We start from the raw sequence: 24,923 nt of genomic DNA on the forward strand, positions 1-24,923 counted from the left end.
ATCATTCAGAGCCAACCACAACATCAACAGCACCCCTTCAGGGCCCCTCGCCGCGGCGACTCATACAACTATACACACCCCCCACACAACACGCAAATCCACACACCATGAACTACACCACACATAACAGCTACGGTCTGGGAGCCCTGGTGTACCCGCGTCAACACGGTCGTTTACCCGCACATAAAGCGCCAGCGCTACCCCTCGTACTGCGGGGGCGCATCGCTAAAGGCCATATTGGCAAACCGCGAATACTTACCGCTAAACGCCAACGGAATCGTGCGGGTCGGACCGCCACGGTGCTTAGCGATCATCATATCCGCCTCACCCACGCGATCAGTATCGGGGTTATACATATCCTCACGATGCAGCAGAATCACCATGTCTGCATCCTGCTCAATTGACCCCGACTCGCGCAAATCAGAGATCATGGGGCGTTTATCGGTACGCTGCTCCGACCCACGGTTCAGCTGAGACAACGCAATCACCGGAACCTCAAGCTCCTTCGCCAAGAGTTTGAGACTACGAGAAAACTCCGACACCTCCTGCTGACGCGACTCAACCTTCTTTCCCGAGCTCATCAGCTGCAAATAATCCAGCACCACCATCTTCAACTCATGGCGCTGCTTCAGACGGCGGCACTTCGCCCGGATCTCCATCAGAGTCATATTTGGAGAATCATCAATAAACAGAGGCGCACCATTAATCTTGCCCTGCAAATTCGCCAGCTGGGTCCACCCGTCCTGGTCAAGATCACCCTTCTTCAGTCGCGACATCGAAATAGTTCCCTCAGCCGAGAGGATACGCATCGCAAGTTCAGTGCGGCTCATCTCCAGCGAGAAAAATACGGTGCACTGGTTATGGTGAATCGCTGCAGACCGCGCAAAATCAAGAGCCAACGTAGACTTGCCCACACCCGGGCGGGCCGCAATCACAATCATCTGCCCCGGATGCAAACCACCGGTGAGCTCATCAAACTCAATAAAATCCGTGGGAACCCCATACACCCCGTCGGGGCGGTTAGCGTTCGCGTCAATCTCATTCACGGTCGCCTCAAGCGCCTCAGAAAACGTCACATAGTCTTCGGCAGTATTACCATCAGAAACCGCATATACCTCAGCCTGCGCCTTATCAACAAGCGCATCGACCTCGCCATCGCTCGAATACCCCAGCTGCGCGATCCTTGTGCCCGCCTCAACCAGGCGACGCATAATCGCGTGCTCCTTCACAATATCCGCGTAATACTGAGCGTTTGCTGCGGTAGGGACGGCGGCGATCAACGTATGCAGGTAGGTGGCCCCACCCACGCGAGTCAGTTCCCCACGCTTCTTCAACTCGTCAGAGACAGTAATCGCATCAGCAGGCATACCATGCCCATACAGCGAAATCACCGCCTCATAGATAATCTCGTGGGCTGGCTTATAAAAATCGGTGGACCGCAGGGTCTCCACCACATCCGCAATAGCGTCCTTCGAAAGCATCATGCCACCCAGCACAGACTGCTCCGCCACATCATCATGCGGTAGGGTGCGGGAACCATAATCAACGGGTGTTTCAGACACGTCTCTCCCTGAACATTGAGGACAACCTTCTGCCTCTTGACGGTTACGCGCCAAGCGCCAGCTCACTCAAACAGTGTACGAGAGAGTACGCTCAAGATGCACCTTACACTCAAAGACCCTGAACCTGGGTGCGGTAGAAATCAAGCAAACGATGGGTGCCGATCGTCTCTCCCACACAATCATGCGTTAAGCCCCACAGCATAAACGATAAAGTATCGGCCACGCGCGGTTTGATAAGTCCGATCCCCTTCACTGCACCATCTGCTAACCGGGGCGGAATAACCGTGATCTTCGTGGGGCGCCCCACCGCCTCAAAAGCGTACTGCGCCACCTCGCGCCATGAGAGGACCTCGGGACCACCAATATCGTAGGAACCTTCCTGGCCAGATTCCACCTTATCAAGGCAGTATGCGGCAACATCCGCCCCATGAATGGGGTTTACCTGCCCCTGCGGCCGCAGCAGATACACCCGGCCACGGCGCGCCATCTGTGCTATAGAGCTCATATCCGAGAAGTACCCGCTCGGACTCACCACCTGATGCGCCAGCGGCGACTGGATCAGCGCCTGCGCGAAAGCCGTCTTCGCCCGCGTGAGCTGTGAACGAATCGACTCAGCATGTATGGCGTTCACATAGCAAAAACGGGTGACGTTATGGGCGCGCGCAGACTCCAAAATATTCAGGTTCGCACGGTAGTCAATATCCCACGGGTCGGCCTTCTGCCAGGTCACCCCCAGTGCCGAAATAACCGCATCAGCGCCCTCGCAGACCCCTGCCGCCCAGGAACGGTCGGTTACATCACCAACCGCCCATTCATCTACCATGTTCGTCAGCGATGATGCACCCCACGCCCCAGCACTCTCAGCCCGAGCCTTATCGCGCACCACGGCACGCACCCGATGCCCGCGACGATGTGCCTGCTCCACAATATGGCGCCCCGCATAGCCCGACGCTCCGACAACCACAATATTCATCGTTTCACCTCGCTGTGTGTTCTGTGCATAAAGTTTCGCCGTTTTACAGGGGATGACGATTTCTCAGATAGTCCTCAATCACGCCGACGGCGCAGGTTGAACCGTCCATGCCGCGCATTGCCTCGCCAAGCTGCCGTGCCTTGGCACGCATGGCCTCGTCTGAGAGCAAGCGGTCCAGGATGTTGCGCATCTGGCCTCGGTGCACATCATGTTTCGTAAAGCGCAGGGCGTTGCCGTACTGCACACATTCCTCAATATTCCAGCGCTGTTCGGCCTGCATGGCGATACCCGCGAACGGTACCCCCGCCAGACACGCAGTCTGTACGGTTCCTTCACCACCGTGCGTTATTGAGGCATCAATGTGCCCGGCGAGCAGATGAGCCGGAACAGTTCCCGCGCGGTGGATATTATTACCCAGCGAACGCGCATCCACATCCGATAACAGCATCCCACCGCCGACCAGCACATCCACCGGTGCTGAGGAAAGCTGCCGAAGCACCGCCGCCAGGATGTGCGCAGACCCGGACGAGCCCATCCCCACGTAGATCAGTGGTCGTTTTTTAGGTTCCCGAACAATCTGCGGAAGCTCGCCGGGGGCACGGTAGAAGATCGGCCCCACGCTGACATCCGGCGCCATTAACAGGTCGCCGCGCAGCTCGGTAAAAAGAGAACAGATAAGGTTTACGTCGGCACTGAGCATATCAACGGTACGGCGCGGCAGTTTCAGCCCGTACTCACGCGCCACGGCTGTAAACGACGCCGGTTTATAAGAAATTACCTGCGCCAAGACACGCACCCACCCCGGTGCCGCAGCCCTCTCCCCCTCGGGGGCAGCCGAAAAATAGGTGGTGGAGTATGCGTAAGGGCGCGCATAGAATAGCGGTACCCCTGCCACACGCGCGGAGATGAGCATCGTCAGGTTCGAACCAATCACCACAGCATCCGCATTAAAGGTACGAATGGCCACAAGTTCAGCGGCAACCCTGCGGCGCACCTTCTCGGTAGTGAAAGGATGCCGCACTCCCCTGCCCTGATCCAGCGCCATGAGCTGATCCGCTTCGGCCTCAGAAACGAGAGGTTCGCTCAGGCACACCGGCAGTTGGGCGTCCTCTATAAGTTTCAGGTGTCGGGGTGAATAGACGTGGAAAAGAACCTCATGTCCGTGTTGCACGGCGGCGCGCGCTATTTCGATCCCCCTGGTGGTCTCGCCCATATTGAAGCTTTCAGGCGAGAAGAGAATACGGCTCATCGTCCCACCTCCCATCACAACCTATAGTTCGCCGCGCCGCAGCAGGCACGCACTGATGCAGTAAATATGAGGGTGAAGCCGGGCCCGCCTTTACCGCAGTGAGTATTTGAAGACTCCCCGGCCCCACCATATGTGTGTGAATCTTGCGGAGAGGAAAGACCGCAAGCCTCACTTTTATTTCTTACGCAGAATCAGCCCAATAGCGCCCATGTGGTCGGCGTGGCGGCGGAATACGCTGCGCATCCCCAGCACACGTTCGCGAATCTGCGGTTTGCGGGCGAGGTTAAACATAATCTTGGCAACCCCACCAATACCTTCGTCGGCGATCATGCGTTTGGGTTCTAGCAGCGCCATCTCGGTCTGGTACACATCCAGCACCTCAAATCCGGCTTCTTCTGCGATTCGTGTCCATTCCGCAACAGTCAGCGGGCGGGCGTTCACGCGAATGCTCCGTGCCAAGTCCTTCTGAATTTCTTCCTGCACTTCGGGACGCAGGTAGTCGGGGGTTAGCGACAGCTCGTGAATGGCGTAGTAGCCGCCGGTGCGGAGGATGCGGGCGGCCTCCTGCATAATCTCAAGCTTGTGCTTATCGGTCTGCATGGTCAGCATGGCCTCACCCACCACCACGTCGTAGCTGGCATCGGGCAGCCCGGTCTCCTGGGCCCCGGCGTTCACAACCTTGTAGTTGGGGTTATCACCAATGCGTCCACGCACGATCTCGGCCGCTTTGGGGTCAAGATCTACGCCGGTGTAGGTCTTGGGTTGGCGTTTAATGATTTCGGCGGCGGTAATCCCCAAGCCGGGGGCGAACTCAACCACGTCAATCTGTCCACCGAGCGCGCGTCGTAATAACCAGTTAGTGGTTTCGCGTCCCCCAGGGCGCAGCACTTTCTTGCCAAGCTGCGCAAGAAGCCAGTGTCCAGCGGCTTTTTCAGCGGGACGATCAGTACCGGGAACATTCGGGGTTTTGGACACAGCGTTTCTCCTTAAAGCCTTTATTTCGCATTAAATACGCAATATTTATATGACTTTATTCTACACCTGTCATCGTATCCTATGGGTCGCACGTTATCCGCAGACGATCTCCCCTCTTGCCCTTGCGTCTTACGGCAGGGAACAGCATGTTAAAAAGTTTGGGCGGCACCCAAAGGTACCACCCAAACTAATCACACACATACATACGAAAATCAGAGCCACTTCCGCAAGGAAATTCCAACTTTCAGTTAGTCCTCTCGAACTAACTATTACAACTATGGGTTACAGCCCTTTATTCCCCGTTAGCCAGAGCTGAATAAAAACTGTGAATCAGAGATTTAGCGGTGCACCTACTTTATCCGCAGGTGAGTGGGACGATAAAGCGTACAGTCACCGGACATATGGGTATTTCAGGGAGACTTTGAACTAGAACTGAAAATATCAAAAAGTTAAAAATTATTCATAAAGATGTGATTTTTATGCACAACCAACAAAGGCCCCCTGAGCCTCACCTAAAAACTAATACTATTCATAAAGATGTATATATCACCACTTCCGGTGTTCTCCTCAACGCGCCGAAACTTTCAGCACACTGAGAAGTCTTCATGATGCTGACATACAGGGCCGTGCGGCTCGTTTACCCCACCGCCGTATCCGCGGCAGGAACTCACAATCCCGGTGTTGTGCGTACTGGTGCTTTACTCAGTACTTTCCCCAAGAAAATAGCGGTCAGAGCTCTTCGTAAAGTGTTAAAAGAAAATTGGCGAGACCGCCATGGTCTCGCCAATTTCTTTTCCGATATAGCGGTTCAGCATTCCCGCTATAACGAAACACACACATTCACATCGCAGTCCTCTCGAACCAACACTTAATAGTAAACACTAGCAACCTTGGCAGACCATGAGGTTTTTCTGAAAAAATGCTGTGAACCGGCCCGGCGGTTGCTGAGAAATATAAACCGTCAAATCGTTAGCTGTTCTGCGAAGTAAGAATAAACCCTAAAGTGAGAGGGTTAATAACGATCGACACCAGCGCCAAAATAATATTGACAATACGGTACCTGGCAAATTTAAAAAACCCGACCATGGCACAGATAAAGGCGATACTGGCCGTAATAATCCCCAGCACATTTGCCACCAGGAAAAGTGCAAGAGCCGTCTCAAAAGAGCCGATTGGAGCCCACGAAAGCACCAGCAGGCAAACAGTGGCAACCTCCAGAAACACGGTGGTCATAAGCAGCTGGGTGCTAGGGAACAGTTTTTTACGGACGCGCGTCTTCGTTTCAGGCATAGTTCTAGGGTATATGAAATCCTCACCATTCAAGCCACCACGGGCGAAGCCGCACCCCGTGCGGGTACATAAACTGGTTGCCGCGACCCGTGATAAAACACCGGGTACGCGGCAACCAGTGAGGCACATGCAGCACAGAGAGCTCCACAGTACTAGCTCGGGAATACTTCGTAAATTTACCCGTCGGAGAGTTTAAAGCGTATCCAGCCCGCCAGCAGCGGAACAATACCCCACAGGCTAAGAATCAGGCACCGCACCTCATAACTGGGGTCACCCTTAATCTTGTCTTTGTGGTAGATCATCACATCGTTACTGAGTGAAGACGGCAAATACTTCATCGCGTCATCTACCCAGTCCTGGCCCGTTACCTTAAAGATGCCCAACACGATACTCGCCACAAAGAGGATGGCAGCCACCAGTACGATAGCCCCAGCGCTATTACGCAAAAGCGCACCAAAGCCAAAACCCATCCAGGCTAGTACCACCAGGTAGAAGCCAAGCATCAGGCTAATACGCAGCACCCCGGTATCCATCGAAACACGCAACTTTTCCGTAAGCATCATCTGCCCTAAGAAGAACGCGACAATGCCACCCAGCGTACCGACCAGAAAAGCCACAACAGAGGCCACGAGCGCTTTAGTGAAATACAGTAGAGATCGGCGTGGCACCGTCAGCTGAGTAATCTGGATGGAGCCAGTAGCGTACTCAGTAGCGATAAAAACAGTCGCCATTGAGGAGAGGATAATACCCGCCAGTGATGCACCCACAACCCCAATAGAGTACGAAGACTCCTTAATCTGGTTCACAACCTCAGAGCCGCTCACCACCTCACCGTTTACGATTTGCTGGCCAGCGTGCTCCTCATAATCCGCCAGCTGCAGGTTCAACATGGGCGCCAGAAGCATCGTAAGGCCCAGAAGAACAACGATGGTTACCACAAACAGAATCTGTTGTGACCGCAAGGAACGCATTTTCAGCCACTCCGAACGGGCAATCCCGATAGGCGATAAATTCTTAGCCACCGGGGCGGTCTTTGCTGTACTCATGGGTATTATTCCCTCCCTATATTCTCGGCGCCATTACCGTTTGCGGGCGCAGACGACCACGGAGTGTTCGCTGGGGCTTGCGTGTATTGGGGTTGCTGCTGAACGAATTGTTGCCCCATCTCCGGGGCGGTGTACGGGGCTTGCGGTGCCCCACCGGTAGGAGCCATAGCAACGGGCTGCTGACTGTTCACCGGTCCGGAACCAGCAACAGCAGTTGATGCATACTCCACCTCAGAACGAGTAATCTCAAGGTACACATCCTCAAGGCTTGCCTCTTGCGGGGCGAGAGTGTACAGCAGAATATGCTCATTAAAGGCCAGTTCTGCTAGGGCGCGCGCATCCGCGCTCACCAGCAGCCCGTCGGTATCGACGGGAGTATGCTGAATGGAATAGTGGTTCAGCAATTGCGCGTACCGTTCCCGCTCGTCGGTGCGCACCAGAACACGGTGCCCTCCCACTCGGGAAAGCAGCTCACTCAACGAAGTGTGCTCCAAAAGGCGACCGCGGCCAATAATAATGAGGTCATCGGCGGTCTGCGCCATCTCACTCATCAGGTGTGAAGAAATCAGTACCGCCCGACCCTCGGAAGCCAGGTGCTTAGCAAGCTGACGCACCCACACCACGCCTTCCGGGTCAAGGCCGTTCACGGGCTCATCCAAAATAACATTGTGCGGATTGCCCAGCAGTGCCACCGCTATTCCCAGACGCTGCCCCATACCGAGAGAGAATCCGCCCACTTTGCGTTTAGCGACCGCGTTCAAGCCGGTCATTTCAATTACCTCGTGCACGCGAGCGAGCGGAATATTATGCGTGTACGCGATAGAACGTAAATGGTTGTATGCGCTGCGGCCGGGATGAGTTTTCCCTTCCAGAAGCGCACCCACAGAACCCAGCGGGGATTTAAGGGAAGTATATTGCGAACCATCCACCAGCGCCGTACCGGCAGTGGGGCGGTCAAGCCCCACAATCATGCGCATCGTTGTGGATTTACCGGCTCCGTTTGGTCCCAGAAACCCAGTGACTTTACCGTCGGGAACCGTGAAGGAAACATCATTAACGGCAGTCTTTTCACCGTACCGCTTGCTGAGGTTTTGAACTTGTAGCATGCGCCACCTGCCTTCCGCAGAGTCAACTATAAAAACCTGCACTTTAAGTCTAGGGTTTATAGAAGAAGATGTGTAGGATTTACTTACCCTTTAACAGCTATAGAGAATCTTTTCCGCAGGCCTGCCCGCAACGCAGCTTTTGCTATGTTTCACGTGAAACATTGGAGAAATATCCTGAGAACTCAACTTTTTAACGTTGAGGAAAAGGGCTAGTAATTGAGTAGCGGTGAACCACTCGGCGCCATAACACGGCACGAACCGCTACGAGAACAATGAAACAGCTCAGCGAACCCTCAATCCCGAAGGAGCCACCAGTTATTAGCCAACTCCCCTGCTCTGTGTGCAGCGTCAAAAGGTGGACAGGTTGAGTAGTTCCGCTGACTACCCCGCCCAGGATAATACCCAAAGTAAAATTCCAAGCCGCATGTACGGCACTCACCAACCACACATTTGCACTCAGCCAGTACAGCGATGCAAATACCGTGCCCGCTAGAAACAAGTTAATAAAAGCGACGATACTGAACCCCGCATTGAAGATATGAGCCGCCGAGAAAAGCACAGAATTCACCAGAATACCTGCCACCATGCCCCACTGAGAACTCATGATATTTAGCAGATATCCCCGAAAAACAATCTCTTCAGATAGTCCTCGTACGGCATACACAAGAGCATATAAAAGAATGGGGGCAGCAGAAGATACGCCGCCCCATGAGAGATGAGCGGCTCCCAACAGGATCAGCCCGGCTAATACCACTGCAATAAGTCCTGCCCCGCACAGGGAACCAATCACCCAGGATACAAACACTTTCTTCTGTGTAAGGCCCAGATCGTTAAGCGAGAGCTTATCCATAGTCCGTGCCCACACAAGTATCCCCGTAATGGTTAATGCGGAGGGCAATAATAATCGGGCACTGGAGAACAAAGGATGATCACCGGCACTAACGGAGGGGTACAGGGCGAAAAAACCCTGTGCAATCAGGGGCGAGATCACCAGAAGGATAAGAAAAGCAATAAACATACTCACCCAAGGATTCACCCTCAGGCGGTAGAATGATGAATATTTTTCGGAGTGTTTCACAAAAACACCGTCCTTACTATTTCCGTGTCACACGGTGATACGGAGAGCTTCCGCTCACCGTTGTTCCTCAGCCTAACACTGAAACCAGTGTGCGGGGACGTCAGTGGATCACTGACTTCAGAAAAGACCGCCTGCACATCAATACCTATTCGGTTCTTTTGGGGTGGTGTACCGGTACAGACAGCGCTATTGTTGTATGAAGCAGGCAAGAGAGTTAGGGTACTCATGGGTGGTAGTTCTAGCGCCTCATCAAGGCGGCAGACAGGAACAGGACGCCGCGCTTATTGAGCTTCTGGATACTTTAAATATTGAAAAGGTCTATGTTCTGGGAGCCTCAGCCGGAGGAACACCCGCTATGCGCTTCGCCCTTGATGACCCAGAACGTACCACAGGCATTATTCTTCTCAGCTCCGCCCCCGTCTGGGATAAAAAGCCGCAAAAGCTGCCGGGCGTGTGGGACTTGCCTCTGTAGTAAACCGCAACTCCCTAATGTGGCTGCTGTCCCCCTTCTTTCAACCGATCTTTGGGCTGCCTTCAAACACGATTTACGGGATGCTCCCGCTGCATGGACGGAGGGCAGGAATAGATATTGATGCCACGATCACGAATCCAGATATGGCGGTACATTATGAACATTACCCTGTTGAGACGTTAAAGCCGCTTGTTCTTCTTCTCCACACAAAAGAAGATCGGGTTGTTCCTTTCGCTCCCCGCAGGGGCAGGTATAGGAGTCTCTGAACCGATACCCGAATCTCACCGCGGTCCTCTTTGACACAGGTGGTCATATGATTCAGGGACATCCCGGGAAGGTACGGCACGCCATTGCTCAATTCATCCGCGAAACATCGTAATGATGAGGATGTTTCACGTGAAACATTCACCCACAACCTATGGTGGGCACTCATCACAGGTGTTTTACCGGGATTTTAGTTGACGGACCGCTTATTAAAGTGCGAGTGGTTACAATAGACTATGGATGTCTTCACCGCAGCGCAGCAGAAAAGTTTCGACGACTTCATGACCGTCTATCGTAGCGGAGACGAACATTCTCACTACGGCGGACATTCACTTCTCTTCTATGCGCTCGCTAATTCCAATAGCGAATCTCGCTACCGTATAGCTACTTTTCTGCTTAATCAGCATGCCGACCTTGGTGACGTAGATAGCCATAAAAACAATCTTTTACATATTCTTTTTCGTGGTTTTAACCAGGAACATCATGTTGCAGAAGATATCGAATTGGCGCAACGCCTCATCAACCGGGGAGTGGATGCAGCAGCTCCCAATAGGGCCGGAACAGTTCCATTGATGCACGTCCTGGCCGCCAAAGATTTTAAACCCCAAGACCATGAGCCCCTCATAGATCTGTGGCTGGAGCAACCGCACCCCGGACTCAAGCATTATTCAACCGAATACGGCGGTACCGCTTTAGATATTGCGCTACGTAGACCCTACTGGCTTGATACCGCAAGTCGTATTAAGGGGCGCCTCATACTCGCTGACGGTTTGGTAGCTACCGTGTCACCGCATCCTGTGCTAGCCCGACTGGTGTTTATACTGACAGATGCGGGCATTGGTGTAACCATTAAAAATAGGGTCTTATCTATTGGCCGCGAACAAAATGTGCGCAGTGTACTGTTCTGGAGTCAGGACGAGCTGTGGCATGTGGGGTATCACAGTACCCGGTTCACCGATGGGCACACTGAGAACCTAAAAATTGCTACGCTCTCCACCCCGGATATTGAGGTGGCCTTGCGCTGGCTTATCTGCCGCACCGCTAACCAGTACCGCACTCACTCAAAACGCTGTTGGGCGCAGCTGCTCCCCCTACGAACGGCAGGTAGGTTTGCTTCAGGGTGGAGTGCCGAGCAGGTGAGCGTGCAGGATTCCTATGCTGGCACGGTTGAAGCGCGTCTTATCCAGCCTGACGGGCTCCCGCTGCACATGCGCATGGCTACCGCCTTTCCACATGCTATTGAGCTTGCGGCGCTTTCCCACCTTATGGAGTTCTCTCCCCAACAGGTACTGGATGCTTATCTAGACCCCGATGGCAGCCCGCTGCCGATGCATCTTCTGGAACGGGGAACCCCAGACCGGACTATGGGTGATGATTTCTACCGTTTGGTGACGGCACGAGGCAAAGTCTGGTATTACCTGGACGATGAGATACAGCCACCGGGCAGTTTCGATCGAGTCCCTCATTTCTGGTGTGAAGACGGATGCTGGCACTACGGTCATACGGAGCGCGGCGAGCTTCGCTCCCCCGATGTATCAAGCCCGCATTTCGCTGTGATACTGCGCTGGGCCGCGTACGATGTACTGAATGATGCACGTGCGGATAACGGGTGGCCGATGCTGCTCACCAACTACTGGAAACCGCGGTTGGCCCCCGGATGGGCTACACACTCTCCACAAGAACACCCCGGCTGCGTGTGCCTGATAACTCCCACCGGCTCCATTCTCAACACGGTAATTCACAGCGCAAACGAGAAAAATGCCGCAGCACTCTCCCATCTCATGAGCCTTAGCCCAACAGAGATGATTGACTGCTTTGTTCAGGAAACCGGCGGAAGATTTCATGAACAGCTCGATCCGGGTCCATCTTCAGCGCCGGGCAGAACGTAATCAGCGATGTTTCACGTGAAACATTATTGCAAAACATTCAGTTTTTATTACGAAAATCAACCTTTATAATTTATTGGTAGGGATAAACTGACGAACGGAGGAACCCCATGAAGTACATGCACAAGAATAAACTTGTTCCCCCAACCAGCACCTACGGACAAGGCAATCATGCCCCTACTGTGGAGGAAGCAACTGATGTATTCATTGCCTGGCTAAAGCATCGCAACCCCACACGGGAATTAGGCAACACCCCAGATAACTGGTCTATTCACCCCTACGAAAATGCGTTTACTGTCGTTCCCAGCGGCGGGCGGAGGGGCAACTACATGTACATCCTACGCGGCGATATTTGTCTTGGCTTTGCACAATCTATGGTGTCGTTTAAGACGGCTTATGCCGAGGCCCAGAACGATACTGGGGCAATATCCTGGGAGGATCAAAAGAGTTATGAGGTTCGCGGCAACTAACCCCCTCATTGTTGAGTTCTTAGCACAAAAATAGCGATGTTTCACGTGAAACATCACTCACAAATACCGCTGTCTCAACGAACTGACAGTCATCTCGCAACGGTCAAGATCTAAACTATGGGTGGCAGCTCCTCCGAAAGGCCATAAAGCACAAAGGCAAAGGCGCCACTCCCCTCCCCATCGAGGAAAGAGCAGTGACGCCTTCCGGGCCTCTTGTAGAGCCCTATAAGCCTTGTTTAGGCAGCCGCTACAACATCAAGAGTAACGTTAGCAACAACATCCTGGTGCAGGCGAGCAGTCACCTGATACTCACCGGTGCGCTTAATAGCGGAACCCAAGTGGATGGTGCGCTTATCAATCGAACCAATGCCAGCAGCCTCAATAGCATCGGCAATGGCATCTGCCTTCACGGAACCGAACAGGCGGCCATCAGCACCAGCCTTGTGGGCAACAACCACCGGCTTAGCCGACAGGGCAGCAGCAAGAGCCTGTGCCTCTTCGAGGGATGCCTTAGCGCGCGCCGCACGGGCCGCACGGATGGACTCAACCTGCTTCTCGCCACCAACAGTCCAGGTAACAGCGAAACCGCGGGGAAGGAGGTAGTTACGTGCATAACCGTTCTTCACGGTGACGATGTCGCCAGCGGCACCCAGACCGGTTACTTCCTGAGTGAGAATAATCTTAGCCATGGTACTGTACTCTCTCCTTCTTTTTAGCGGCCAGCGCCGGAGTAGGGCAGCAGTGCAACCTCGCGGGCGTTCTTAATAGCCTGAGCGATCTTACGCTGCTCCTGAACGGTCACGCCGGTCACACGGCGGGCGCGGATCTTACCGCGGTCGGAGATGAATTTACGCAGAAGCGCGACGTCCTTGTAGTCGATAACGGTGACGTCAGCAGCCTTGAGCGGGTTCTGCTTGGGTTTGGGCTTACGGATTTCAGCCTTAGCCATCGTGGTGCTCCTTCAGTTTGGGAGCCCGCGGCGGGTAAACCGCGGGATGGATGAATAGTTTTATTGGGTGAGAAGACGAGCGGTTTAGAACGGGGGTTCGTCGTCGCCTGCGGTGCCCCAATCATAGTTCCCACCAGCCTGCGAGCTCCACGGGTCAGCCGAAGGAGCCTGCTGTTGCTGCTGGGACTGGGCCGGTGCCGCACCAGCGGCGGGCGCGGATGCGCCGTAACCAGAATTATTGGAGTAGCCGTTGCCGCCGCCGGAGTTACTGTTGTACCCCTGCTGAGGTGCGGCATTATAGCCGCCAGCCTGCTGCTGACCACCGAAGGTATTGCCACCATAATTATTGCCCTGCTGGGCTCCCCCACCGGAGTTACGGTGTGAGCGGGTGACCTGTGCGGTAGCGTAGCGCAACGCGGGACCGATCTCATCGAGATCAAGCTCCATTGAGGTGCGGCGTTCGCCTTCTCGGGTTTCATACGAGCGGGACCGCAAGCGGCCCTGAGCGATGACGCGGGTGCCCTTCTTCAGGGTTTCCGCAACGTTCTCTGCGTACTCGCGCCAAATAGACGCACGCAAAAACAGTGCCTCCCCGTCTTCCCACTGGCCGCTATTACGGTTGTAGGTGCGCGGAGTGGATGCGATCGTGAAGTTAGCAACGGCCACCCCGGCGGGGGTGAAACGAAGCTCAGGATCGCTGGTGAGATTACCGATGACAGTTACAACGGTTTCGCCGGCCATGAGATGCCTCCTCGTATGGGTATCAAGTATGTTGCTTCTAGTGAAACACAAGCCCCTGACAATTTAAGGGCTGCATTCCGCCTGGAGGAACTACTTGGCGGAGATCTTCTGCTCTTCCGGGCGGATGATCTTGGTACGCATGACGGACTCGTTCAGGTTCAGAACGCGGTCAAGCTCAGCGGAGGTCTCGGGGGTTGCGGTGAAGTTAACAACCGCGTAGATGCCCTCGGACTTCTTCTGAATTTCGTATGCTAGGCGGCGTCGGCCCCAAATGTCCATATTGTCAATGGTGCCGCCAGCGTTGGTGACGATCTCAAGGAACTTAGACAGGGACGGCTCAACCGCGCGATCCTCAACCTCGGGGCTGAAGATCACCATCAGTTCGTATGCACGCATGATTAGACCCCTCCTCTGGGCTAAACGGCTATGGTATTTCCATAGCAGGAGATTCATGGTGTGGTCCGGGCCCACTCGGGGTGAGCGCACAGACTTTCTAAGTTTACACGAAACCAATACCGGCACAACAGTTGCTTTATCTTATTTTTTATAAATCGTGCCGGGATGCTATAACACCGTGTTCCCTACACCTTCTTACCAAGGTATAGGGAACACGGCCGTATTTCTACTGAAAAAGCTAGAACTACTTACATGGGCCGGGTTGGTGCTACAGCCACCACACCGTTGAGCTCATTAATCCGGTTGGGCATAGTGCAAGCGTCAATAATCCACAGTACGATCCAGGCTATAAGCATGGGAACACCAATGAGCGCACCAATCAGGGTAGCTGATAGTATTATGCCCCCGATCCACAGAACCAGCATTACCACGCCCATAACCGCTTGCTTTAGATAAAATTTATGAACGCCTAAACCACCTAAGAAAAACCACAGTACATAGGCGACTCCCACGGATACGGGTTGCTGAACCATAACTACCGCCGGTGTAGCTACTACGGGTTGAGGCTGTAGCTGACCGGGCTGAGAGGGGTACTTGTTGGCCTCGTGGTTCTGCTGATTTACATGAGGTTCCTGAGACATCTGAGGTCCTTTCAGTGACTGTGCTATAAGGAGCAAAACACGCTCACAGAAAATTTTACGCGTAAATCCCGCATTATGATGCTATTTCAGGTTGCTACGCAAAATTCTTATGCGCTCTGTTGCTCTTTCCACCAGGTCAGTAACCTCTCCGTGACTGCTTCCCGACCCAGCTCCCCCTCATCCAGGCGCAGATTCAGCAGGAACTTATACGCCTGCCCCACCACCGGGCCAGGTTTTACCCCCAATACCGCCATAATCTGCTCACCGTCCAGCTCGGGACGCATCGCATCCAGCTGCTCCTGTGCGGCCAGCTCTTCAATACGCCGCTCCAAATCGTCATACGCCTGCGCCAGCGAACGCGCCATACGCTTATTTCGGGTGGTCACATCCGACCGGGACAACCGGTGCAGGCGCTGCAGCTGCTCCCCCGCATCCCGCACATACCGGCGCACCGCAGAATCAGTCCAGCCAGCCTCACGGTAGCCGTAGAAACGCATATGAAGCTCAACCAGGCGCGCCACCGCACTAATAGTGTCGTTGTCAAAACGTAGGCAGCGCATGCGCTTCTTTACAAGTTTCGCGCCCACCACCTCGTGGTGCAGAAAAGACACCGACCCGTCTTTCTCAAATCTGCGGGTTTTAGGTTTACCAATATCGTGCAGAAGAGCCGCAAACCGCAGCACAAAATCAGGTTTCGGGCAGGGACCATCAGCACCGGTTTCTTTCTCAATCGCCTGCTCCATCACCTTCAGCGAATGCCCGTACACGTCCTTATGGTGGTGCGCCGGGTCGATCTCCATACGCAGCGCGGGCAGCTCTGGGAGCACATAGTCTGCAAGCCCACTTTCTACCAGCAGGTTCAGCCCAACCCGCGGGTAGTCGGCACAGATAAGTTTCACCAGCTCATCACGGACTCGCTCCGCCGAAATAATCTCAATACGCGAGGCCATCTGCCGCATCGCTTCAAACACGTCCGGCGCCACCTGCAGATTAAAACGTGCCGCAAACCGTGCCGCACGCATCATCCGCAGCGGATCCTCCGAAAAAGAATCCTGAGGCGAGCGCGGGGTACGCAGAACACCCTCCGCCAAATCTTTAGCGCCACCAAAGAGATCCACCACCTCACCCGAAGGAAGTGAAGCTGCCATTGCGTTCATCGTAAAATCACGCCGCACCAGATCGGCGCGTAAATCCGTGCCAAACTCGACCGTGGGTTTGCGGGAGTCAGAGGCGTACACCTCCGCCCGGTAGGTGGTCACCTCGTACACGGTCCTATTCTTACGGGCGCTTATAGTGCCGTACTCCTTACCGATATCCCACACGTGTTCACCCCACACTCGCAGGATCTGCTCACTTTCGGCGGGGGTGGCGTCCGTGGTCAAATCAAAATCCGTAAAATCACCGGGGGTATCACGCAACTGGTCACGCACAATACCGCCCACCAGGTACAGCTCAAAACCCGCCCGGCGGTACAGCTCACCCAGCTGCGCGGCATCCGGGAACTTCGAAAGCACATCAATTTTCTGCGACATAGTCTCTTAATCCTGCCAGATAAACCGCCTCACCGCCTCACCGCGGGCGCGAACAACCCAAAAAGCCCCCGTATCGGTTAAGGTAGAACCATGAGCTTTCCCGTACCGCGCGCACCCAAGATGCGAACCCTGTTAACCGCGTCTTACACGCCGGTACACCGTGAAGTATCCGCTGGAGGCATCATCATAGACTTCGCGCGCCAGAGTCTGCCTGCTGCCATTATTGCGCGCATTAACCGTGCCGGACGCGTCGAATGGTGTCTGCCCAAGGGGCATATTGAAGAAGCAGAAACCCTTGAAGAGGCTGCACAACGCGAAATTGAAGAAGAAACCGGGATACGTGGTGATATCCTGCACTCACTCGGTAACATTGAATATTGGTTCACCTCTTCCGGGCAGCGCATCCACAAAACGGTGCACCACTACCTGCTGAAGGCAACCGGAGGGGAAATCACCATCGATAACGACCCCGACCACGAGGCCGTAGATGTGGCCTGGGTACCGTTCACGGATCTTAACCGCAGGCTATCGTTCGCTAACGAGCGGCATATTGCCGACCTCGCCCGCGAATTCATCCAGTCACGGCTCTAAACCTACGCTACGCACAGGAGGCACCAGTTGGCACGAACAGACGCGCTCGCAAGCGCGATCATGGCTGCCGGGACGCTCGTATCCCGAGTGCTCGGACTAGTCAGGACGGTTCTTATTACCGTCGCCATCGGCTCCCTCTCAACCGTCGGCGACGTGTTTGAGGTCGCCAATACCCTCCCCAACCTCATTTACGTGCTGGTTGCCGGGGGCGCGTTCAACGCCGTGCTCGTGCCGCAGATCATTAAAGCCGCCAAAGCCCAAGACGGTGGGGCGCTGTACATTTCAAAGCTGGTAACCCTCACCGTCACCGCTATTGGGCTGATTACGGTCATTATGGTCGCCTGCGCTTGGCCCATTATTGATGTGATGGGTTCCACCTGGACACCGGAGCAGAAACAACTAGGGGTCATTTTCTCGCTCTGGTGTCTGCCGCAGATCTTCTTCTACGGCCTGTATACCGTCATCGGGCAGGTGCTGAACGCTAAAGATGCGTTCGGAGCCTACATGTGGTCGCCGGCGCTGAATAACGTCATCTCCATTATCGGCCTGCTGGTGTTCATTGTTATGTTCGGGGCGCAGAACACCACCATTAACCCGCCGCTGCACTCGGTTGAGAACTGGACCAGCGCTCAAACGGTTGTGCTTGCAGGTACTACTACCCTCGGCATCGCCATGCAGGCCCTCGTGCTGTTTATCCCTCTACGCCGCCTGGGGATGCATCTGCGCCCCAATTTCGGGTGGCGCGGCATTGGACTACGTGAACCCGCTAAACTCGCCGCTTGGACGCTTGCAGCGGGTGCTGTGGCTAACCTTTCCTTCATGTATATGAACCAGGTTGCTGCATCTGTGGTTGGTGAACGTGCCCGCTACGCGGAGATGGGCATCCAAATCCCCGGCCTGCAGGCCCTCAACTACGCCTCAATGCTGTATATCCTCCCGCACGGTGTGATTGGTATGTCCATCGCCACCGTGCTCTTTAATCGGATGAGCGCCTCCGCCAGCGCCGATGATAGGGACAGTGTCATCCACGCCGTTTCTCACGGGCTGCGTACCTCCGGGGTGGCCACCATTTTCTGCGCCGTGGCGCTTATTGTCCTTGCCGGGCCGGTTGCTATCCTGTTCAGCGGCGGCGACCGGGTGGCGGCCACTATTATTGCCAAGCTCATTGTCATTATGGCGTTAGGTACCCCCACACTCACCGTCACGTTCCTGTACGGGCGTGTGCTTTACGCCCGTGAAGACGCCCGCACCCCCTTCAAAATTCAGTTGTTTTCGGCCTCCATCATGGTAGTGATGAGCTTCAGCGCCTCCCTGTTGGATGCCCAGTACACCGTCTACGCGTTGGCGTGCATCTATCCTACGCACAATATTCTGCTCACCGGTATTAGCCACTACCTGGTGAAACGCCGCCTTGGCTATTACGGACAGAAACGTATCTTGAGCGTGTACGCCCGCGCCACATTCGCAGCTGTTTTCGCTGCCGGGGTGACCGCCGGGGTCCTGTGGCTGCTGGGCGGGTACAGCGCCAGCGGTTTCGCCTGGGCGTCGAAAATCAGCGCCATTATTACCCTGATTGTGTGCGGGCCGGTCATGCTCGGCTCTTATATGGTGGGGTTGCGGGTTTTCCGGGTGAAAGAAGCCGACGCGCTTTTCGCACCCATCACACGTAAACTGGGAAGATTAGCACGCCGTTAGGTCGGCAAAACCGCTGAAAACCCACAGAACCCGTTAAGCCGGGTAAACTTTTGATAGAGAACAGCCCTTGAACTGGGCGTACGAGCGAAAATTCGGGAGAGCACTTGTCTCAGCAGATTCCGGTAGGCACGGTACTCGGTGGCCGCTACGAGATCACCGCACAGATTATCGTTACCGCCGAGACAGATATGATTCTCGACGGCATGGATCAGATTCTCAGCCGTAAAGTGTCGGTGGTCGTTGCGTCCCCGGCACGCAGCAACCTGCTTGAGAACAACTCGCGTGTGCTCAATGAGAGCAACCCCTACAGTTTCCAGATGCTCGATATGGGTATCACCCCCGAAGGCAGCAAGTACCTCATTACGTCGTACACCGCCCCCTCTGTGCTGTTGGATGCGCTGTTGACCGAGCAGCGCTCGCTTTCGGACGTGTACGACGATGAAGCCGCCCTAGGCACCGAAATCTTTGGTGCGACCGTGCCGACTCAGCCCGCCGCAATGGAGGTTATTGGCGCCATTAAAAGCTGGGATGGTAACCCTATCCAGCCGGAGATGGGCGGCGGCATGTACCCCGGCGGGGACCTGTATGACGATGATGAGGATGATGAAGATGACGGCCGCCGCGGTACGTGGGTGATCGTTCTCGCCGCCGTACTGCTGCTGCTGATTGTGGCCGGTGCCGTGCTGATTTCGCTCACGGGTATTGGGTCGTCTAAAACCGCGGAGCCAAAGCCAGCCAAGTCTACATCCGCCTCAGCCTCGGCCAGTGAGGGTGGCGAGAGCCCCTCCCCCACTCCCAGCCCGGAAACCACCTCAAACGCCCCAGCGAAGATCGCCACCGTGGCCCGTCTAGTGCCGAATAACCCCACGTTCATGTCTGAGACGGATGCGAACCTGCCCAAGCTTGCGGACAATAACCCCGCTACCGTGTGGATGAGCTACGGCTTTGGGAGCGGTAAGCTGGCTGTTCCGTTCGCGCTGTCTGCCAAACTTCAAACTCCCACGGTTGTTTCTAAGGTGACGATGCAGCAGAACACTGGTACCGGCGGGGCGTACACCGTGTACGTGAACAACCAGAATTCCCTCAACGGGGCCACCGAGGTGGGTAAGGGAACGTTTAATGGGAAAGACGCCGTGGTTGAGCTGGATACTTCCAAGCAGAGCGCAGACAAGGGCGGGTATGTGATTATTCAGTTCACTGAGGCCCCGAAGCTTTCACAGCCCATCTCAATCTACCCGTACGGGCTGCGGCTTGCCGAGTTGAAGGCTGAGTAGCCCAGTCCCTTTTCTCTCCCCTTATGCCCCGCAGGGATGCTCACACCGTTGAGCGTCTCTGCGGGCTTTTGTATGCGCCGTAGTACCCCAGTGTGGTGCTGGCGGGCTGAGATGCCTAAGTCTGTTAGAAAACGTAACGTATGGCATACCGAGGCCCGAAATGGAATAATCAAAGGAACTATCACGTTTATGTGGCACGATATCAATGATTGGGACGAAAGAGAGAAAAATGAGCACCAATACAACAACCGGTGGCCTTTTTGGTAATGCCGCGCTTGGAGGTGTACGTCTTGGCGCCGCATCAACGAAACCTGAGGGTGCGAGCACATCTGCCGCTGAACAGGGCGAGCAGACGGTGCACAATGTCATTATTGTGGGTGCGGGCCCCGCAGGGTATACGGCGGCAATTTATGCCGCCCGCGCTAATCTCTCACCCGTGCTGTTTGCCAGCTCCGTATCCCCCGGTGGTGCTCTTATGAACACCACCGAAGTTGAGAATTTCCCGGGTTTTATTGAAGGTATTCAGGGCCCCGAACTCATGACGAATATTGGTGCACAGGCTGAGCGTTTCGGCACAGATATTCGCTACCAGGATGTTGAGAAACTTGACCTTACCGGCGAGGTGAAAAAAGTAATCCTCTCGGATGGTTCGGTGCATCTGGCAAAGACTGTAATCCTCTCGACCGGTTCAGAATACCGCAAGCTCGGCGTTGAGGGTGAGGATCGTCTTTCCGGCTACGGCGTATCCTGGTGCGCAACCTGTGACGGTTTCTTTTTCAAAGAAAAGGATATTGCCGTGGTAGGCGGCGGCGACTCAGCACTTGAAGAGGCACTGTTTTTGACAACCTTTGCACGGAAAGTCTATATTATTCACCGCCGTGATTCGTTCCGCGCATCCGATATTATGCAGAAACGTGCTTTTGAGAACCCGAAGATTGAGGTCCTATGGGATTCTGAGGTCAGTGCTATTGACGGTGATTCGAACCTTGAGAAGGTAACTCTGAAGAACACGAAGGATGGTTCTGAGCGCGAGCTGCCCCTGAACGGACTCTTTATAGCCATCGGTTCAGACCCCCGTGTTGATATGGTCAAAGATCAGCTCACGCTCAGTGAGCAGGGCACGATTGAGGTTCAGGGACGTTCTTCGAAGACTTCTGTCCCGGGCGTATTTGCTGCCGGGGATGTTATCGACCCGACGTATCGTCAGGCAATTATCGCTGCGGGCTCCGGTGCCGTGGCGGCGCTTGATGCGCAACACTATATTGAAAATATGTAAAGAGGAGGCAGAACAATGAGCTCGGTTAAGCAGGTTACTAACGCTACGTTTGACGCTGAGGTGCTCAAAAGCAGCAAGCCCGTAATTGTGGATTTCTGGGCTGAATGGTGCGGACCCTGCCGCCTAGTGGCTCCGGTTATTGAGGAGATTGCCGCTGAATATGAAGGTAAAGTAGATGTGGTGATGGTAGATGTAGAAGAAAATGGTGATATTGCACTGAAGTACAATATCACTTCCATCCCTGCAATCCACCTTTTCAAGGACGGCGAACTCGTCAAACCGACCGTAGGTGCCAAGGCTAAAAAAGCTCTGCTCGCAGAGTTTGCAGAGTACATCGACTAAAATCTCTTCACACAGTGGGGGCGGATGTTTCACGTGAAACATCCGCCCCCACTGTGTTTCCAGCACTTTATCCACACCTATTCAGTTCTGGGCACATGATACGCACAGGGGATAGATATACGGTCTACTACAACAGGAAGCTCCCTCCCCCGCTTCTCCCGTTCTGGCAAGGACTGCACCCTGCAGAAGGCCAGAGTGATCAGGTGTGGTTATCTTCTGCCGATATTGTTCTTAGCCATGTCCAGTTCACTCCGGTCTGACACTTTAGCGGAGGTAATCTCAGAAGCACCGTATCAGCACGACGATTAAAAACAGAGGTGGTGATGTTTCACGTGAAACATCACCACCGGCACTGACTACACCTAGTTTTCGAAGTTAGTATCCAGCGTCTTAATAATCCGGTTCAGATCATCGACATTGGCGAATTCGATTGTCATCTTTCCCTTACGTGCACCCAGACTTATCTTTACCGAGGTATCCAGCTTATCGGCAAAGGCATCGGCGATATAGTCCAGACGCTCCCGATGTTTCTGCGGGCGAGGTTCCTTTCGCTGTTTCTTATCCTCTGCGCCGGATGCTGCGGCCACCAGTTCTTCAACAGCACGCACCGATAGGCCCTCATTAACGATCTTCTGCGCCAAAGTTTCGATCTGTGCTTGATCTGTGAGCATGAGCAGAGCGCGGGCATGACCGGCTGATAAAACGCCGGCCGCTACACGACGCTGTACCAATGCAGGAAGCTTAAGCAACCGGATGGTGTTGGAAATCTGCGGACGTGATCGACCAATACGCTTAGCCAGCTGATCCTGGGTGGCACCAAATTCCTCCATCAGCTGCTGGTAGGCGGCCGCCTCTTCAATGGGGTTCAGCTGGCTCCGATGCAGATTTTCAAGGAGGGCATCACGAAGCAGATCGTTATCCTGGGTATCGCGCACAATCGCAGGAATTGTAGGCAGTCCCGCCCGCTGGGTTGCCCTCCAGCGACGCTCCCCCATCACCAGCTCATATTTCTCGTGGCCTTTTTCCCGCGATGGACGCACGACTATGGGCTGTAAAACCCCAATCTCTTTCACCGAATGAACAAGTTCGTCCATATCATGTTCGTCAAAATCAACGCGAGGTTGTTTGCGGTTTGGGTGAATATCCGAAATATTGAGGATCGCAAACTGCGCACCCGGAACAGGTACCAGGTCCTCAGAAGAGCTGGGGGTCTTCACTTCTTCACCAAAGAAGAAGTCAACAGGACGGCGGGTAAGAGTCGTATTACGAAGTGCCTGACCCATATCGAGACGCTGTTTCTTTTTCAATGTTTCACGTGAAACATCCTTTGTATCGGCCGCCGGTTGAGGCGTTTCCTCAGTTGGGGCTGATTCCTGAGAAACAGCTTGGGAGGGTACCGGCCGTTCTGATTCTGCGGGCAGTTCATCGAAAAGATCATGCTCTGACGCCGATTTTTTCCCCAACGAATATGGTGCGGAGGCGGTCTTAGTCTCAGCAGCTGGCGCCTTCTCCCCTACCGCCGTGGTGTCTGCAGCAGCCTTTTTATCCGCCAAATCTGCGGCTGCTACCGAAGTTTTGTCCTTAATAGCAGGCTGTGCTTTGGTGCCCTTTTCCTTCTCTTGCGTGTTATGAGGTGCCTCTTCCATCTTCTGATCGGTTGGCACAGGCAGCACTTCTTGATCGAGAATATGTTTACGGCCCAATCCGCCGCGCACCGATGAGGACTTTTTAGGAGCAGGAAGCTTCGCTAAAGAGGGTGAGGATTGTTGTTCCGTGGTCTTCTTCTGGACAGTACCGGTCTCTTGACGGCCCATACCTGCAGCCCGTTTTTTTCCTGCGGCTGCTGAGGGGCTCGTGGATCCACCTTTTTGTGTACTGGATACTTCCTTCTGCTCGGATGTGGGTTTGGTGCTATTGGGGATAAGCGCCCCTAACCCCCTACCGAGGCCCCTTCGTTTTTCAGCCATCTTTCCTCCTCATTAACGTATTCCCTCGCATATGTTCGGCAGGTTTTGGGTTACTCACTGGGTGTGCCCTTTTACTTTCCACACCGCCACTTCTGCCGTATATGAAACATACAATCAACCTTAATCGTATGTTTTTATGTGTTTTTAGTGTTCCTATCGCATGGCTACCTCGCGCGCAGCTTCCCGATACGCCTGCGCACCTGTCGATGCCGGGTCATAGGTGATAACGGTCTGCTGGTAGCTGGGAGCCTCAGAAATACGAACTGACCGAGGGATGAGGGTCTGCAAAGTTTCTGTAGGAAAATGCTCGCGCACTTCATCAGCCACCTGTGCTGCAAGATTAGTGCGCCCATCATACATGGTAAGCAGAATGGTGCTAATCCTCAGACGCGAATTCAAGTGTTTCTGAATCATCTCGATATTCTTCAGAAGCTGGCTCAAGCCTTCCAGTGCATAGTATTCGCATTGGATGGGAATTAGAATCTCGTCAGCCGAAACAAATGCATTGACGGTAAGCAGCCCCAGGCTCGGCGGGCAGTCGATTAATACGTAATCAAGGCGCGGCAGGTTATGGGACTCACGCCACGTGCTGTAATCCTCCAGGGCACCTTTAAGACGGGTTTCACGCGCCACCATTGAGACCAATTCAATTTCAGCCCCGGCGAGGTCAATATTGGCCGGGGCGCACCACAGCCCTTCTAGGTCGGGGCAGGTCTGCACAATTTCATGCAGAGGCTTGTCGTCAATCAGCACGTTATACATGCTGGGGGTTTCTACATCGTGTTCAATACCGAGTGCGGTCGAGGCATTACCCTGCGGGTCGTTGTCGATAACCAGCACATTCATTCCAGCCTCAGCGAGCGCTGCCGCCAGGTTCACGGCGGTACTGGTTTTACCTACGCCGCCCTTCTGGTTTGAGATAGTGAGGATGCGGGTGTGTGCGGGCTTCGACAGGGTGTAAAGCGAACCGTTATCGGTTGCTTGTTCGGTCATTTTTTCTCCTCGGCGTCATGCAGTCGGGTGCCGTTTAGGGATGCGTATCGGTCGATGTTTCACGTGAAACATTCGGATTATTCCCCTTTTTCATGCGCCGTGTGCGCGCCTGAAGGTGGGTCTCCGTCTTTTTCACTCTCTATAAGATTACCCGT

General features: G+C 54.4%; 24 protein-coding genes. 8 read left to right on the forward strand and 16 right to left on the reverse strand.

Annotation, left to right across the window (positions count from 1 at the left end; all coding sequences use genetic code 11):
* Positions 1–197: 197 nt before the first annotated feature.
* From dnaB to D8M41_RS09100, 8 genes are all read right to left on the reverse strand, one after another.
* Positions 198–1,562 (reverse strand): replicative DNA helicase, encoded by a 1,365-nt coding sequence (gene dnaB / locus D8M41_RS09065; protein ID WP_006887412.1) that lies wholly within the window; start codon positions 1,560–1,562, stop codon positions 198–200.
* A gap of 109 nt (positions 1,563–1,671) precedes the next feature.
* Positions 1,672–2,535 carry an SDR family oxidoreductase gene (locus tag D8M41_RS09070; RefSeq protein ID WP_006887404.1) on the reverse strand — a complete coding sequence of 288 codons (864 nt, stop codon included), beginning with the start codon at positions 2,533–2,535 and terminating at the stop codon, positions 1,672–1,674.
* 43 nt (positions 2,536–2,578) lie between these two features.
* Positions 2,579–3,784 (reverse strand): glycosyltransferase, encoded by a 1,206-nt coding sequence (locus D8M41_RS09075; protein ID WP_006887408.1) that lies wholly within the window; start codon positions 3,782–3,784, stop codon positions 2,579–2,581.
* A 174-nt stretch (positions 3,785–3,958) separates the two neighbouring features.
* Entirely contained in the window at positions 3,959–4,759 is an 801-nt protein-coding gene (locus tag D8M41_RS09080; protein ID WP_006887435.1) for a class I SAM-dependent methyltransferase, read from the reverse strand.
* A gap of 969 nt (positions 4,760–5,728) precedes the next feature.
* Positions 5,729–6,049, reverse strand: coding sequence for a hypothetical protein (locus D8M41_RS09085; RefSeq protein WP_023133388.1), 321 nt, complete (start codon positions 6,047–6,049; stop codon positions 5,729–5,731).
* Between the two features lie 176 nt (positions 6,050–6,225).
* Positions 6,226–7,095 carry an ABC transporter permease subunit gene (locus D8M41_RS09090; RefSeq protein ID WP_126926856.1) on the reverse strand — a complete coding sequence of 290 codons (870 nt, stop codon included), beginning with the start codon at positions 7,093–7,095 and terminating at the stop codon, positions 6,226–6,228.
* 5 nt (positions 7,096–7,100) lie between these two features.
* Positions 7,101–8,201 (reverse strand): ATP-binding cassette domain-containing protein, encoded by a 1,101-nt coding sequence (locus D8M41_RS09095; protein ID WP_126926857.1) that lies wholly within the window; start codon positions 8,199–8,201, stop codon positions 7,101–7,103.
* A 190-nt stretch (positions 8,202–8,391) separates the two neighbouring features.
* A complete protein-coding gene (locus tag D8M41_RS09100) occupies positions 8,392–9,279 on the reverse strand; it encodes a CPBP family intramembrane glutamic endopeptidase (protein ID WP_126926858.1) in 888 nt (295 codons plus the stop codon).
* Positions 9,280–9,475: 196 nt separating this feature from the next.
* On the opposite strand from D8M41_RS09100, the gene D8M41_RS12010 reads away from it, so the two are divergent.
* The 3 genes from D8M41_RS12010 to D8M41_RS09115 all read left to right on the forward strand — a co-directional run bounded on the left by D8M41_RS12010 (position 9,476) and on the right by D8M41_RS09115 (position 12,371).
* Positions 9,476–9,751, forward strand: a complete 276-nt coding sequence (locus D8M41_RS12010; protein WP_232617518.1) for an alpha/beta fold hydrolase — start codon at positions 9,476–9,478, stop codon at positions 9,749–9,751.
* 500 nt (positions 9,752–10,251) lie between these two features.
* Entirely contained in the window at positions 10,252–11,904 is a 1,653-nt protein-coding gene (locus D8M41_RS09110) for a hypothetical protein (protein WP_006887427.1), read from the forward strand.
* A 107-nt stretch (positions 11,905–12,011) separates the two neighbouring features.
* Positions 12,012–12,371 carry a hypothetical protein gene (locus D8M41_RS09115; RefSeq protein WP_006887420.1) on the forward strand — a complete coding sequence of 120 codons (360 nt, stop codon included), beginning with the start codon at positions 12,012–12,014 and terminating at the stop codon, positions 12,369–12,371.
* Positions 12,372–12,607: 236 nt separating this feature from the next.
* Here D8M41_RS09115 and rplI read toward each other — a convergent pair whose 3' ends face one another.
* The 6 genes from rplI to D8M41_RS09145 form a co-directional block, all read right to left on the reverse strand.
* Positions 12,608–13,060, reverse strand: a complete 453-nt coding sequence (gene rplI / locus D8M41_RS09120; RefSeq protein ID WP_006887421.1) for a 50S ribosomal protein L9 — start codon at positions 13,058–13,060, stop codon at positions 12,608–12,610.
* Between the two features lie 23 nt (positions 13,061–13,083).
* A complete protein-coding gene (gene rpsR / locus D8M41_RS09125) occupies positions 13,084–13,320 on the reverse strand; it encodes a 30S ribosomal protein S18 (protein ID WP_004005948.1) in 237 nt (78 codons plus the stop codon).
* An 84-nt stretch (positions 13,321–13,404) separates the two neighbouring features.
* Positions 13,405–14,061 carry a single-stranded DNA-binding protein gene (locus D8M41_RS09130; protein ID WP_006887419.1) on the reverse strand — a complete coding sequence of 219 codons (657 nt, stop codon included), beginning with the start codon at positions 14,059–14,061 and terminating at the stop codon, positions 13,405–13,407.
* Positions 14,062–14,151: 90 nt separating this feature from the next.
* Complete coding sequence (gene rpsF / locus D8M41_RS09135; RefSeq protein ID WP_006887423.1) at positions 14,152–14,457, reverse strand: 30S ribosomal protein S6; 306 nt, start codon at positions 14,455–14,457, stop codon at positions 14,152–14,154.
* Positions 14,458–14,705: 248 nt separating this feature from the next.
* Positions 14,706–15,098 (reverse strand): TM2 domain-containing protein, encoded by a 393-nt coding sequence (locus D8M41_RS09140; protein ID WP_172425638.1) that lies wholly within the window; start codon positions 15,096–15,098, stop codon positions 14,706–14,708.
* A 107-nt stretch (positions 15,099–15,205) separates the two neighbouring features.
* Positions 15,206–16,630: a CCA tRNA nucleotidyltransferase gene (locus D8M41_RS09145; RefSeq protein ID WP_126926859.1), complete on the reverse strand. Its 1,425-nt coding sequence runs from the start codon at positions 16,628–16,630 to the stop codon at positions 15,206–15,208.
* 90 nt (positions 16,631–16,720) lie between these two features.
* On the opposite strand from D8M41_RS09145, the gene D8M41_RS09150 reads away from it, so the two are divergent.
* From D8M41_RS09150 to trxA, 5 genes are all read left to right on the forward strand, one after another.
* Positions 16,721–17,221, forward strand: a complete 501-nt coding sequence (locus D8M41_RS09150; protein ID WP_006887432.1) for an NUDIX hydrolase — start codon at positions 16,721–16,723, stop codon at positions 17,219–17,221.
* Positions 17,222–17,248: 27 nt separating this feature from the next.
* Positions 17,249–18,916 carry a murein biosynthesis integral membrane protein MurJ gene (murJ, locus tag D8M41_RS09155; protein ID WP_126854426.1) on the forward strand — a complete coding sequence of 556 codons (1,668 nt, stop codon included), beginning with the start codon at positions 17,249–17,251 and terminating at the stop codon, positions 18,914–18,916.
* A gap of 104 nt (positions 18,917–19,020) precedes the next feature.
* On the forward strand, positions 19,021–20,190 hold the full coding sequence (locus tag D8M41_RS09160; protein WP_006887417.1) for a hypothetical protein: 1,170 nt from the start codon (positions 19,021–19,023) through the stop codon (positions 20,188–20,190).
* Between the two features lie 229 nt (positions 20,191–20,419).
* The gene (gene trxB, locus D8M41_RS09165) at positions 20,420–21,466 is read left to right on the forward strand and encodes a thioredoxin-disulfide reductase (protein WP_126926860.1); all 1,047 of its coding nucleotides are present in this window, start codon (positions 20,420–20,422) and stop codon (positions 21,464–21,466) included.
* Between the two features lie 15 nt (positions 21,467–21,481).
* A complete protein-coding gene (gene trxA, locus D8M41_RS09170; RefSeq protein WP_006887416.1) occupies positions 21,482–21,808 on the forward strand; it encodes a thioredoxin in 327 nt (108 codons plus the stop codon).
* A gap of 362 nt (positions 21,809–22,170) precedes the next feature.
* On the opposite strand, the gene D8M41_RS09175 is transcribed toward trxA, so the two are convergent.
* Together D8M41_RS09175 and D8M41_RS09180 are read right to left on the reverse strand one after the other, a co-directional pair.
* A complete protein-coding gene (locus D8M41_RS09175; protein WP_126926861.1) occupies positions 22,171–23,775 on the reverse strand; it encodes a ParB/RepB/Spo0J family partition protein in 1,605 nt (534 codons plus the stop codon).
* Positions 23,776–23,928: 153 nt separating this feature from the next.
* Positions 23,929–24,768, reverse strand: a complete 840-nt coding sequence (locus tag D8M41_RS09180) for a ParA family protein (protein WP_006887405.1) — start codon at positions 24,766–24,768, stop codon at positions 23,929–23,931.
* Between the last annotated feature and the right edge of the window lie 155 nt (positions 24,769–24,923).

The organism is Rothia sp. HSID18069, assembly GCF_003989155.1.
Classification (GTDB): Bacteria; Actinomycetota; Actinomycetes; order Actinomycetales; family Micrococcaceae; genus Rothia; species Rothia aeria.

Bases quoted from the DNA above. Each gene is read 5' to 3' on its own strand.
- trxA (WP_006887416.1), top strand. From the start codon at position 21,482: ATGAGCTCGGTTAAGCAGGTTACTAACGCTACGTTTGACGCTGAGGTG.
- D8M41_RS09085 (WP_023133388.1), bottom strand. From the start codon at position 6,049: ATGCCTGAAACGAAGACGCGCGTCCGTAAAAAACTGTTCCCTAGCACC.
- D8M41_RS09115 (WP_006887420.1), top strand. From the start codon at position 12,012: ATGAAGTACATGCACAAGAATAAACTTGTTCCCCCAACCAGCACCTAC.
- D8M41_RS09145 (WP_126926859.1), bottom strand. From the start codon at position 16,630: ATGTCGCAGAAAATTGATGTGCTTTCGAAGTTCCCGGATGCCGCGCAG.
- D8M41_RS09095 (WP_126926857.1), bottom strand. From the start codon at position 8,201: ATGCTACAAGTTCAAAACCTCAGCAAGCGGTACGGTGAAAAGACTGCC.
- D8M41_RS09175 (WP_126926861.1), bottom strand. From the start codon at position 23,775: ATGGCTGAAAAACGAAGGGGCCTCGGTAGGGGGTTAGGGGCGCTTATC.
- D8M41_RS09075 (WP_006887408.1), bottom strand. From the start codon at position 3,784: ATGAGCCGTATTCTCTTCTCGCCTGAAAGCTTCAATATGGGCGAGACC.
- rpsF (WP_006887423.1), bottom strand. From the start codon at position 14,457: ATGCGTGCATACGAACTGATGGTGATCTTCAGCCCCGAGGTTGAGGAT.
- D8M41_RS09070 (WP_006887404.1), bottom strand. From the start codon at position 2,535: ATGAATATTGTGGTTGTCGGAGCGTCGGGCTATGCGGGGCGCCATATT.
- D8M41_RS09110 (WP_006887427.1), top strand. From the start codon at position 10,252: ATGGATGTCTTCACCGCAGCGCAGCAGAAAAGTTTCGACGACTTCATG.
- trxB (WP_126926860.1), top strand. From the start codon at position 20,420: ATGAGCACCAATACAACAACCGGTGGCCTTTTTGGTAATGCCGCGCTT.
- D8M41_RS09180 (WP_006887405.1), bottom strand. From the start codon at position 24,768: ATGACCGAACAAGCAACCGATAACGGTTCGCTTTACACCCTGTCGAAG.
- rplI (WP_006887421.1), bottom strand. From the start codon at position 13,060: ATGGCTAAGATTATTCTCACTCAGGAAGTAACCGGTCTGGGTGCCGCT.
- D8M41_RS09130 (WP_006887419.1), bottom strand. From the start codon at position 14,061: ATGGCCGGCGAAACCGTTGTAACTGTCATCGGTAATCTCACCAGCGAT.
- rpsR (WP_004005948.1), bottom strand. From the start codon at position 13,320: ATGGCTAAGGCTGAAATCCGTAAGCCCAAACCCAAGCAGAACCCGCTC.
- D8M41_RS09150 (WP_006887432.1), top strand. From the start codon at position 16,721: ATGAGCTTTCCCGTACCGCGCGCACCCAAGATGCGAACCCTGTTAACC.
- D8M41_RS09090 (WP_126926856.1), bottom strand. From the start codon at position 7,095: ATGAGTACAGCAAAGACCGCCCCGGTGGCTAAGAATTTATCGCCTATC.
- D8M41_RS09140 (WP_172425638.1), bottom strand. From the start codon at position 15,098: ATGTCTCAGGAACCTCATGTAAATCAGCAGAACCACGAGGCCAACAAG.
- D8M41_RS12010 (WP_232617518.1), top strand. From the start codon at position 9,476: ATGAAGCAGGCAAGAGAGTTAGGGTACTCATGGGTGGTAGTTCTAGCG.